The 12063-nt window shown below is 52.7% G+C and carries 13 protein-coding genes; 12 read left to right on the forward strand and 1 reads right to left on the reverse strand.

What is annotated here, in order from left to right:
• Positions 1-310: 310 nt before the first annotated feature.
• The 11 genes from LDN12_RS06315 (at position 311) to LDN12_RS06365 (ending at position 10233) form a co-directional block, all read left to right on the forward strand.
• Entirely contained in the window at positions 311-922 is a 612-nt protein-coding gene (locus LDN12_RS06315; protein WP_223921831.1) for an outer membrane beta-barrel protein, read from the forward strand.
• 37 nt (positions 923-959) lie between these two features.
• Complete coding sequence (locus tag LDN12_RS06320) at positions 960-1631, forward strand: DUF2959 family protein (protein WP_223921832.1); 672 nt, start codon at positions 960-962, stop codon at positions 1629-1631.
• 74 nt (positions 1632-1705) lie between these two features.
• Positions 1706-1885 carry a CsbD family protein gene (locus LDN12_RS06325; RefSeq protein WP_223921833.1) on the forward strand — a complete coding sequence of 60 codons (180 nt, stop codon included), beginning with the start codon at positions 1706-1708 and terminating at the stop codon, positions 1883-1885.
• A gap of 119 nt (positions 1886-2004) precedes the next feature.
• A complete protein-coding gene (locus tag LDN12_RS06330) occupies positions 2005-2517 on the forward strand; it encodes a Spy/CpxP family protein refolding chaperone (protein WP_223921834.1) in 513 nt (170 codons plus the stop codon).
• Between the two features lie 943 nt (positions 2518-3460).
• Positions 3461-4597 carry an OmpA family protein gene (locus LDN12_RS06335; RefSeq protein WP_223921835.1) on the forward strand — a complete coding sequence of 379 codons (1137 nt, stop codon included), beginning with the start codon at positions 3461-3463 and terminating at the stop codon, positions 4595-4597.
• Positions 4598-4715: 118 nt separating this feature from the next.
• A complete protein-coding gene (locus LDN12_RS06340) occupies positions 4716-5030 on the forward strand; it encodes a BON domain-containing protein (protein WP_223921836.1) in 315 nt (104 codons plus the stop codon).
• Between the two features lie 97 nt (positions 5031-5127).
• Positions 5128-5277, forward strand: a complete 150-nt coding sequence (locus LDN12_RS06345; protein WP_223921837.1) for a lmo0937 family membrane protein — start codon at positions 5128-5130, stop codon at positions 5275-5277.
• A 34-nt stretch (positions 5278-5311) separates the two neighbouring features.
• Entirely contained in the window at positions 5312-6652 is a 1341-nt protein-coding gene (locus tag LDN12_RS06350; RefSeq protein ID WP_223921838.1) for a sensor histidine kinase, read from the forward strand.
• 23 nt (positions 6653-6675) lie between these two features.
• Entirely contained in the window at positions 6676-8685 is a 2010-nt protein-coding gene (locus LDN12_RS06355) for a PAS domain-containing sensor histidine kinase (protein WP_223921839.1), read from the forward strand.
• A gap of 101 nt (positions 8686-8786) precedes the next feature.
• Positions 8787-9674, forward strand: coding sequence for a YihY/virulence factor BrkB family protein (locus tag LDN12_RS06360; protein WP_223921840.1), 888 nt, complete (start codon positions 8787-8789; stop codon positions 9672-9674).
• 106 nt (positions 9675-9780) lie between these two features.
• A complete protein-coding gene (locus tag LDN12_RS06365) occupies positions 9781-10233 on the forward strand; it encodes a DUF2147 domain-containing protein (RefSeq protein ID WP_223921841.1) in 453 nt (150 codons plus the stop codon).
• 146 nt (positions 10234-10379) lie between these two features.
• Here the strand turns inward: LDN12_RS06365 and LDN12_RS06370 are convergent, their stop codons facing one another.
• Complete coding sequence (locus tag LDN12_RS06370; protein ID WP_223921842.1) at positions 10380-10667, reverse strand: hypothetical protein; 288 nt, start codon at positions 10665-10667, stop codon at positions 10380-10382.
• Positions 10668-10973: 306 nt separating this feature from the next.
• Between LDN12_RS06370 and LDN12_RS06375 the strand changes: the two genes are divergently transcribed.
• Positions 10974-11900, forward strand: a complete 927-nt coding sequence (locus LDN12_RS06375; RefSeq protein WP_223921843.1) for a hypothetical protein — start codon at positions 10974-10976, stop codon at positions 11898-11900.
• Positions 11901-12063 lie beyond the last annotated feature (163 nt).

Here is a 12063-nt window from a genome sequence, read left to right on the forward strand (position 1 = left end):
AGGCCGCCATATTTGGCGGTTATGTTAAATGTGATGGATGACACTGACGGCTTTCCTCTCACCGCAAATCCACTCTTTCCATTTACTACAGTACAATCCGCTAGTTGAACCTTCACCTCGTTCTAATTTTCTCTGGCATGTTCGTTGCGATGTACCTTCTTTGTAGAGCATGAAGACTATCGTACTTCAATATGCAAATTTAGTTGTTGTTATCCTAAGGAGGTAGGTTATGGAAAAGCAGCATAGAGAACTCCACGAATGGGAGCTATTTGGCGGCAGAGAAACATGTCATCACATCAAGGAGGAATTAATGAAAACGAACAATATTCTGTTCCTGGCTCTCGCCGTTTTGTTGATCTGTATCGCGTCCCCGGCGGCCGCAGAGGATAAACCGGCAAACTACGTGGCGTTCAAAGGTGGGATCTATTCGCCCAGTTTGTCTCACGACGTTAATAACTTCAACGGCGGCAGCACGACCCATCTGGACAGCAAAACCGGATTCGCCGGCGAGGTCGCACTCGGTCATTACTTCCTTCCCATGTTGGCCCTGGAACTTGGAGCCGGCTACTTTCAGAGCAAGGGCTCCCCGGCGGCAGAACCGGGTGACACGATGTTGAAAGTCGTACCGCTGGTTGCAACCGGCAAGGTGCTGCTTCCGCTCGGTATCTTCGAGCCATACGGTTTGTTCGGGATCGGTGCCTATGTCACGGATTTGGACGTGTCAGGCAATACCGGCAACTTTCATGGTTCCACGAAAATTACCTATGGATTGCACGCCGGGGGCGGCTTCAACATCAATTTTTCGAACAGCATGTTTGTGGGGGTTGAAGGAAAATACCTCTGGGCCGAGCCTTCATTCGGCGGTCAGCATATCAGGCTGGACGGGTTTACCACGACAGCCGATCTCGGATTCAGGTTCTAAGCCTCGCCGAGAGGCAGGTTAAAAAAGGAGAATATCCATGAAGTTCAGATTCCAATCAGCCGTATTTTTCACCACCGTACTCCTTGGAGCGTTTACCAGCCTGACCGGCTGCGCGACCACCGGCATGGATCGGGCCACCAAAACCACCAACTCGATGCAGATGGTGGAAGGGGATTACAAGCACGCCTCTGTCCAGATAGATGCCACCAGGGCATCATTGGAGGAGCTTGTCAAACCAAACCAGGCCGATATGAAGAAGGCCTTCGACGCCTACACCGATAATGTTCAGAAGATGGAAAAGTCAGGCAAACAACTGGACACGCACACCGAAAAGATGAGGGTGCGGGGCAATGAATACTTTACGGAGTGGGAAAGTTCATACACAAATCCCGAAATCCGGGAACTCAGTGAACGGCGGCGCATCGATATACGTGAGGGTTACGTAAAAATTTCCGAGGCCAGCATCGGAGTCAAAGGCGCTCTCAAATCCTATCTGACGGATATCAGGGAAATTCAGAAGTACCTTGCCAACGACCTTACGCCCCAGGGGGTCGACTCCATCAGGCCGATTGCACAAAGGGCCTTGACGGATGGCGACAACCTTAAGGAAACGGTCAAACCCGTGCTGGCCGCTATTGACTTGGTCAAGGTCGATATGGTCCAGGGCGGAATGAATAAGGAGCCTGCAACCGGTGGCAACCGGAAGTGATGGCACATGCAGACGAAAAAACAGTACTGCGGCTAACAAACCAACAGTCCAATTTAAGATTAAGGAGGAATATCATGAAATCCAGCACAAAGGACCAAGCGCAAGGCGTGTTTCACCAACTGGAGGGCAAAGCCAAGGAAATCGCCGGGAAACTGAGCGATAATCCAAAATTGGAAGCTCAAGGCACCGGTGAAAGGATAGCCGGCAAGGTTCAGGAAAAGATCGGACAAGTCAAGAAGGTTGTGGGGAAGTAGTGAACGCTGCGTGCCCTCGTGTCCCGTGTTTGCGTGATACGCCATAAAACTCCGAAGGTTGCAAGGCCTTTGGAGTAAAGAGTTTAGAAACAGCTTAAAAATGAGAAAGGAAACATACCATGAAAGCACTCTATTCGATGTCTCTGGCGACGGTGGTTGCAACCCTACTGACACTCAGCGCTCCGGCGCCCGGCTTTTCACAAATGATGGACATGTCCGCAAACGCACATAAAGGCCAGGCGATGGAAATGGGCACAATGGACAAGATGGGCGACATGGCGAACATGTGCGCCGAGCATGCAGACAAGATGGGGCTTTCCGAAGACCAAACCAGGAAGATGAAACCTATCCATTGGGAAATGCAAAAGAAACAGGCTCGATTTAAAGCCGACGTGAAGATTGCAGAGATCGAGCTTATGGAAATCATGGACGTGAAGGACTTTGACCTGGAGAAGGCCGGTATGGCTGTTAAAAAAATTGCCGACATCAAAACCGCCCATCATTTGGAAATGCTGAAGGACATGAAAGAAATGAGGGCTATCCTGACAGACGAACAGTTCAAAAAAATGAAAACGATGGTGCCCATGAAGATGGATAACAAAAAATCATCAAAGAAGAGGATGAAGAAGTAGTTACAAGCAATCAAAGGAGAGCCTGCAATGAATTCACTTATTGCTATGTTATTCTGGTGAGGTGACACAATGAAAAAATTATTTTTAGGAACGCTTATTTTTACGTTGGTTCAGGTAACACCTCCTCTTGCGATGGCCGGGGTAGATATAGGCATCAGCATTTCTCTGCCCCCGCCCATAGTCTTTTCCGCACCACCAGAGGTGATCGTGCTGCCAGAGACCTATGTCTATGCCGTCCCTGACATAGATGCGGACATGTATTTCTACAACGGCTGGTGGTGGCGTCTGTGGGACGGGCGTTGGTATCGGTCACGATTCTATGCCTCGGGTTGGTCCTATTATCAAAGGGTTCCATCCTTCTATACCGGGATACCGTCAGGTTGGAGGAATGACTACCGGGAACATCGTTGGGAAGGCCACCAGTGGAACTACCGGCGCATACCACAGCAACAGGTTCAACGGAATTGGCGTAGCTGGGAAAAGAACAAACATTGGGAGAAGCAACAGACGTGGGGCGTCCAAGGCCTGAAACCCCGAGCGCGGTCACAGCAGCCGTCTCAGGCGGTCCAACCGAAACCTCGAGAGGCTGTAAAACCTCATCAACAGGGGCAACAACCCCGAGATGTCAAACCGCAGCAACCGCGGTCGCAATCTCAATCGGCGAAGCCGAAATCCAGAGAGGCCGCTAAACCGCAACAACAACGGCCGCAACCTCGTGAGGTCCAACCACAGCGGGCAAGGCCACAATCTCAATCGGTGAAGCCGCAACAACAGCCGCAACGACAACGACCGCAACCCTGGGAAGGCCAACCACAGCACGTACAGCCGCAGCACCAAGAGGCGCCACGGCAATCAAAACCTCAACAGGGAAGGCCTGAGAGAGGTGCAGAGGACAAGCAGGAGAGAAGGTAGGGCAACAACACCCTATGTAAAGGAGATAAAAATGGACATGACAAAAGCATTGAGAAGTTCTTCTTTTTTGATCGCGGCAACCTCCACAGCCATGCTCTTCGGGTGTGCTCATTACGAGGTGAATACAGGGCGCGGCGACATTCCGGGATATTATATCCGCGCCGAGATGCAGGAGTCGGATCGTGCGGTGGAATCGGCGCGGCAGGCCGGGAAGGATAAGACCTGTCCTGCCGAATTCAAGGCCGCAGAGGATGCCAAGAACCATGCCTATGATGTCTTCAGGGCATGCCACACCGAGGAAGGTGCCGCGCTGGCAAAACAGGCCACGGCAATGGCCAACGCCCTCTGCCCTCCGCAAACTGCCATGAAAGAGGAAGCCGCGCCGGCGGTAGCCCCGCTTGTAGCGATTCCGGCCGCTGAGCCGACTCCGGAGCGGATGAAATATTGCGTTTCCCTGGACATTGAGTACGACATCAACAAGGCCGACATTCGCCCGCAGTATCACGATGAGGTGGCGAAAGTCGGCGACTTCATGAAAAAATATCCGACAACCACCGCCGTCATCGAAGGATATGCCGACGAAGTCGGCAGTGATGATTACAACATGCAGCTCTCACAGCAACGTGCCGAGAGTGTGGTGAAATCCCTCGAGAAAGATTTTGGTATCGACCCCTCCCGCCTTTCCGCCAAGGGGTACGGCAAGGCGCGGCCGATTGCCGACAACGCAACAGACGCTGGAAAACAGAGAAACCGGCGCATCGACGCCATCATAGACTGTGCCCTTGACGTCAAGGAACTCGTTCCACCCCCCGAGAGGCTCTGCATGACCTTGAAGATGGAATTCGCTACGGATAGCGCAGAGATCAAACCTAGCTATTACGGCGAGATCGACCAGGTTGGCGAATACATGAAAAAGTACCCGACGACCACCGCCGTGATTGAGGGGCACACTGACGACGTCGGCGGCCTTGAGCACAATATGAAGCTCTCCCGGCAGCGTGCGGAAAATGTGGTGAACTATCTGGAGGAAAAATATGGGATCGAACGCTCCCGCCTTTCTGCCAAAGGATACGGTCCCACCCGGCGTATCGCCTATAACAACACACCCGAGGGGAGGCAGAAAAACCGAAGAATCAATGCCATCATCGACTGTGTGATCGTGAAGTAATGGGAAGAATCGCACGTAAGAGGGCGTGCCCGGTACGCCCTCTTACGCTCTTTACCTCGGAGCGGAGAGCATACCGTTCGCTTTCTAAGGTTTTCGGAACACGGAAAGGAGAAGCATCATGTTAAAGCTGCATCACATTATGAAAACCATGGCCGGCTTTGCGCTGATAACCGCACTCATGGGGTGCGCAGCCACGCAAAAACACGAAAGCACCGGCCAGTATATCGATGATTCCGCCATCACAACTAAGGTAAAAGCCGCAATCTTTGACGAGGCAACATTGAAAATGTTGCAGATCAATGTCAAAACCTATAAAGGGGTCGTTCAGTTAAGCGGCTTTGTCGATTCAGCTCAGCGCGTAAAAAAGGCGGGTGAGGTCGCCGGCACCGTCAATGGTGTCGTATCGGTGAAAAACGACTTGGTTGTAAAATAGCGGCATAATCTCACGACCCGCTCAGGCGGGTTTTTTCGACACTGCCGAGTGATTGCCGGGTGGCGGCGGACGACCGCCAATAAATGGGGAGGATATCATGCTGTGGACAATCTGTGTGATTCTGATAGCACTGTGGCTGCTGGGTATGGTTACGTCATATACCATGGGCGGCCTGATCCATATTCTGCTCGTAATTGCTATAATAGTGGTGCTGGTACGCGTCATTCAGGGGCGGAAGGTCCTGTAGGCCGCGAAATGCCAGGGACCGGAGAGCGCTACCAATGGGAATCGATAACGACAAGGATTTGTCAGCAGTCGCCGAACTGCGCCGCCATGCGGAAGAACGGCTGCGTGCGAAAACGGCTGAATTGACGTCCCCTCGCACCGGGGATGAAATGCAGCGGCTTGTCCATGAGTTGGAGGTGCACCGGATCGAGCTGGAGGTGCAAAATGGAGAGTTGCGCCAAGCCAGGGATGAGATGGAGAAGGCTCTGGAAAGGTACGCCGACCTCTACGATTTCGCCCCGGTCGGTTATTTTACCCTTGATCGCCATGGGACCATCAGCGCCCTGAACCTGAACGGCGCCACACTGCTTGGGATCGAGCGTTCCCTGCTCATCGGCAGGCGCTTCGGGCAATTCGTCGCTGACGGAGCCCGCCTGCATTTCACCGCTTTTCTCGATCAGGTATTTGCTGGACAAGGCAAGGAGTCCTGCGAGATAACGCTCGTGCCAGGGGAAAATCGGCTCTTCGTGCAGATTGAGGCCGTTGCCTTCGCGTCAGGGCGAGAGTGCCGCGTCGCGGTCATCGACATCACCGGGCGCAGACGTGCCGAGGCGGCGCTCGCCGAAAAACGTCGGAAGCTTGAAGAACTCAACCGTTCCCTGGAGGCGCGGATTGCCCAAGCCGTGGACGATGCACGTCAGAAGGATCAGATACTGGTCCTGCAGGACCGCCGGGCCGTTCTGGGCGAGATGATCAACAATATCACCCACCAATGGCGGCAGCCGCTGAACATCCTTGCCCTCTACATACAGGATCTGACACTTTCCCATGATGCGGTCGACTCCTGTAGGGAACTTCTGGAGGAGCATACCGTAAGGTGCATGGAGGTGATTCAGCATATGTCCCGGACCATCGACGACTTCAGGAACTTCTTCAGCTCCGACAAGGAAATGACTACGTTCGGCATCAACCAGGTGATCGCGCGCACACTCTCCCTCATCGAAAAAAGCTTCCAGGACCAGCACATAACCATAGATCACCAGACGGAAGGCGACCCAATAGTCAGCGGCTACCCCAACGAATACGCCCAAGTGCTCTTGAATATCCTGACAAACGCCAGGGATGCATTGATCGGGGACCATGTCAGTGACGCCCGGATTGTGATCCGCTCCTTCACTGAAGGAGGCGCTTCGGTGGTGACTATCTCCGATAATGCCGGCGGCATCGCCGACGAGATTGTTGACAACCTGTTTGATCCCTACGTTACCACCAAGGGGCCGGATAAGGGAACCGGGATTGGCCTCTTCATGTCCAGAACCATCATCGAGAAGAACATGGGGGGACGGCTGACAGCGCGCAATACTGGGAGTGGAGCGGAGTTCAGGTTAGAGGTCTGACACGAATTTACGAGGCTGTTGCTATGCCAGAAAAAGTGGGCGAAAACCAACTTCTCCTCGCCAACGACGAACTGAATAGGCGAACTGCGCTGCTGGAAGAAGCATTACGGGAAAAGGAACAGACCCTGGCGGCACTGCAAGATTCCGAGAGGCGCTACCGGAGGCTCTTTGAATCGGCCAAGGACGGTATCCTGATCCTCGATGCCGATTCGGGCAAGGTGGTCGATGCCAACCCTTTCCTGATGAAGTTGCTCGGTTACTCGTACGAGGAAATTTGTGGAAAATATCTTTGGGAGGTCGGCAAGTTCAAGGATATCGCCGCGTCCAGGGAAGCTTTCAAGGTCCTGCAGGACAATGAGTATATCCGTTACGAGGATCTGCCGTTGGAAGCCTCTGATGGGAAGCTCATTTCCGTGGAGTTTGTCAGCAATGTGTATCTGGTGGACGGCGGCAAGGTGATCCAGTGCAACATCCGCGACATTACCGCGCGCAAGCGGACCGAGAAGGCCTTGGCGGAGAGCGAGGCCAAGACGCGCAGCATCCTGGATAATATCGGCATCGGCGTAGCCCTCATCAGTCCCAGGATGGAGATCCTCGAATTGAACCGCCAGATGCGCGAATGGTTCCCAACCATCGAGCAGAGGCAGCTCAGCATCTGTTACCAAACGTTCAACGAACCGCCCCGCGATGCCGTGTGCGACAACTGTCCGACCCAAAAGACACTGCTGGACGGACTGGTTCACGAAGACACGACGCAAACGCACTCCACGCAAAGAGCCGGCGTGCGTAACTACCGCATCGTTTCGTCCCCGATCTTCAACTCGTCCGGCGAGGTTGAGGCGGCGATCGAACTGGTCGAGGACATCACCGAGAAACTTTCCCTGGAGTCCCAGTTCCTCCAGTCCCAGAAGATGGAAGCGGTCGGCCTGCTGGCGGGCGGCGTGGCCCACGATTACAACAATATGCTTAGCGTGATCCTCGGCCAGACGGAACTGGCCATGAACAAGGTGGACCCGGACCAACCGTTGCATGCCAACCTTGAGGAGATTTTCAAGGCGGCACAACGCTCCGCTGAGATCACCCGGCAATTGTTGGCGTTCGGCCGCAAGCAGACCATTATGCCCGTGGTGTTTGATCTGAACCGGAACGTGGAGAGCATGCTCTCTATGCTCCGTCGGCTCATGGGTGAGGACATTGATCTGGCTTGGCTGCCCGAGAATGGGCTCTGCCCGGTCATGATGGACCCTGTGCAAGTCAACCAGATCCTGGCTAATCTTTGCGTTAATGCACGGGATGCTATTGCCGATATCGGCAAGGTCACTATCGAAACAGGATATGCCTATTTTGACGAGGCCTACTGCGCCCGGCATACCGGATTCCTCGAGGGAAACTACGTTCTGCTGGGCGTTAGCGACGATGGCCACGGTATGGATAAAGAAACACTCGGCCAAATCTTCGAACCGTTTTTTACGAGCAAGCCACCAGGTAGGGGGACCGGTCTGGGCTTATCGACGGTGTATGGAATCGTCAAGCAGAATAACGGCTTCGTCAACGTCTACAGCGAACCGGGCAAGGGAACGACCTTTAGAATCTACCTGCCCCGCCACGCCGACCAAGCCGTCGTTTCCCTGCGTGAGAAGAAGGCGGAAATCCCTCGGGGCCATGGCGAGACGGTGCTGGTGGTGGAGGACGAACCGGCGATTCAGACAGTGGGAAAAATAATGCTGGAAGAGTTGGGGTACCGGGTATTGGTTGCAAGTTCACCGGGCGAGGCCATTGCACTGGTGGAGGAACACGCCAGCGAGATAAATCTTATCATCACCGACGTCGTCATGCCGGATATGAATGGCCGGGATTTGGCGAAACGGTTGCTGTCCCTGTGTCCCGACATGAAAATCCTGTTCATGTCGGGCTATACGGCCGACGTGATCGCCCATCGAGGAGTTCTGGACGAAGGGGTGAACTTCATCCAGAAGCCTTTCTCCATGACGGTTCTAGCTAACAAGGTGCAAGAGGCTCTGCTGGGTCGGTGAGGGGAATATGCCGCTATTGGCGGCTAGAAGCGCTGTGCACGGGATCGAGACCTGACGTGGTGTCATCCCGCACCGGTTGCTGTGATGGATCGTACCCAATCATGAGCAGACGACAAGATATCAAACGGGCGATGAGTCGCCTCTTCGGCTTCCTGCAACGGGTGGTACGGGGATTCAACCATAATCAGGGCCTTTTGCTGTCCGGTGCTATCGCCTACTATACCCTGCTGTCGATCATCCCCCTATCAATCCTTGCCCTAACCGTCCTGACCCCTTTTATAGAAGAACGGCAGTTGATCCACACCCTGTCGACGTATCTGGAAATGGTGATCCCCGACTATGCAACGACGTTGACCGAACAGGTGCGGGCATTTCTTGGACACCGAAAGGTGATCGGTGCCATCGGTTTTGTCGGAATGCTGTTTTTCGGTTCCACAGCCTTTTCCATGCTCGAAAACGCTATGAAGGTGATCTTTTCTCAGCGGGCCAAGGTCCACCGCCGTAATTTTCTTGTCTCTGCGATCATACCCTATGCGTACATCTTTTTGATCGGTCTGGGAATTTTGCTGGTGTCATTTGTCGTTGGGGCGTTAGGGGCACTTAAAAACAGGCAGTTGGTAATGCATGGTTGGAGTCTGGACCTTGGCGGCGCTACCGGGGTAGCACTGTATATCCTGGGGATAACCGGCGAGGTGCTGATGTTTGCATCCATCTACTCGGTGATGCCCGTGGTGCGGGTCAGATTTCGTCATGCGCTCACGGGCGGGATCACCGCTACAATCTTATGGGAGATCACCCGCCGGGTGCTGATCTGGTATTACGCTGCAGTGTCCATGGTTAACGTCATTTATGGAACCATTGCCATAACAGTGGTGGCCCTTCTCAGTATACAGGTCGTAGCAGTAATACTGTTGTTTGGAGCCCAGGTCATCGCAGAACTGGAGCGTCGGCCCGGAAGGTCGGCCAATGAGGACCAATCTGAATCTTAGGCAGGTATTTCCATGAAACACGAAGTCCAAGGGGAGGGGGCTCCCATGAGAGGGAAGTCGGATTCCGCGTGCTGATCTTTCCATAATTGTGTAACGGAGGGGTTTTATGAAGATATGGGCTTGGACACTATTCACGGCAATCCTGCTGGCGGCGGCAAACGTTTTTGGTGCTGGGCAGGGCGACATTCTTGGCCTCTGGAAGACTGCTGGTGGCGATTCGCAACTGGAATTTTTCAAGTGTGGGGATAAAATCTGCGGAAAAATCATCTGGCTAAAGGTGCCTAACTACATCGACAGGAAGGATGGGCCCGTCGGTAAAACAAAGACCGACAGGAAAAATCCCAATCCGGCGCTGAGGAGCCGACCTATTCTCGGCCTTCCGATAATGAAAGGGCTTACCGCCAAGGGTAGCAATCGGTGGGAACACGGGGTCTGTTACGATCCTGAAACCGGCAAGAGCTACAAGTGCAAAATGTACCTGAAGTCGCCGAAACGACTGGAGTTGCGCGGCTATATCGGGATTTCTCTCTTTGGCCGCAACTTCGTCCTTACCCGTTAGGAAATAGCCGCCCATTGCATCAACCGTTATGTGCGAGAAGTTCTCTGCACCATTTTCACATACGGAGGTGACAACAATGGACGACGGGACATACTTACATCAGGGCGCTCTTGCCGCAGTAGTGACTGTCTGGACGACCGGTCTGCTCATGTGATTTTCATGATAGTGTCGTGTAAGATCGTCCTGACCTCACCCCAGACATGCTCCGTCCCTGTTCTGAGGTCTTCCCATTCATCGTCGCTGGCGACCGATATCCCTTGCAGTTTTACTGCAGCCTCATCCCGCTTGAGTTGCAACGCTGCGATTGCCTTGGAATAATCGGTCTTCGACTCGGGGGGGGCGCTCTCTGCCTTGTCTCTGAGTTGGTCGATTTGCATATCCCATTCGACCAGCTGAGCAGAAAGCTTTTCGACGTACTCTGTTTTATTGTCCATGATGTCAACCTCAGTTCTGTGCTACACACTCTACTATCTAATTATACCGCTTTTAGATAATTATGTACGCATATTTATTGATAAACCCAATTTAAAACTTGATACATATTTAATTATAACTATCAGTTGCTAATATATTAAAATAAAGTTAGTACCCATGTGCGAAATAAGTGGAGACTAATGGCTAATACGCTTTTTATTGGTACAATATTGCCATGAAAGCGATTAATTTTTTTGTTATTATGTCCATAGACATATTTGGCCTCGACTCTGGGTATTCGAACATTGTGGTAACACAGAAATCAGATGCATAAGATGATATACCTTTCGAAAATATTCTTGTTCATGGTGGCCACCGCAATTTTTTTCTTTACCGGTTCGGCTTCAGCGGTCGAAGTGTCTCGGCAGGGCAAAGATCTCCTGCTCGACATCTATCACGAAAACAAGGCAAGACTTGAGGCAAACAGCTTTGGTTTTCCTCTTTTTCTGGAGTCTTTTGAGCTTGACGACAGGATACGCGTGGATGTTTATGGAATCTTAGATTTCCCCTTCAGAAGCGTTGCCAACGTGCTCAATGTTCCCGCAAACTGGTGCGATATCGTATCGCTCCATCCTAATGTCAAGGCATGTACCTACCAGAAACAGTTGGATGGCAGTCTCCTGACTTTTTACATCGGCAGCAAAACCTACCAGCCTCTTGAAGACACGCACCAAGTCATTTCCCATTACCGGAGCATTGATCAAGCGGGATATCTGGATGTCACCCTAAATGCTGATACCGGCCCCTTCGGCTCGAAGGATATCAGGATGAGGTTCGAGGCACTGCCGCTTGACGGGGGAAAGACTTTTGTCCATGTCAGGTATGCATACAGCGACAGTGTTGTGCTTCGCCTCGTGTCAAAGATATATTTCGCTACACTTGGCCGGGGCAAAGTTGGGTTCACGGTGACTGGAACGGACGGAAACGACGGCCCCGTCTATATCGGCGGACCGCGCGGCGCGATCGAGCGCAGTGCGGTCCGGTACTATTTCGCGATCCAGTCCTTTATGAATACCTTACACTACCCAGAAAAAAGCCGTTTCAGTATGAGAACCAATGAGTGGTACGATCTCACAACCCGCTACAGAAAACAGCTCTTCGATCTGGACAAGAAGGACTATCTTACCTTCAAGGTAAAAGAGCATGAGAACCAGATGACGCTCCAGCGGCGGATCGGGGCAGGTAATCAGTGAGTGCCCGGACACAGCGCCCCAATCATGTAACACACAAAGTAAGTTACGTCGAAGTCGATCCGGTCCGCCATATATGGTGGTTATGTTAAATATGACGGATGTCGTTAACGAATTTTCCTCCACTCGTACCTTCCCTTCACGCTTTGCCCAGTACAATTAGCCC

This window comes from Geobacter sp. AOG2 (assembly GCF_019972295.1).
GTDB lineage: Bacteria > Desulfobacterota > Desulfuromonadia > Geobacterales > Pseudopelobacteraceae > Oryzomonas.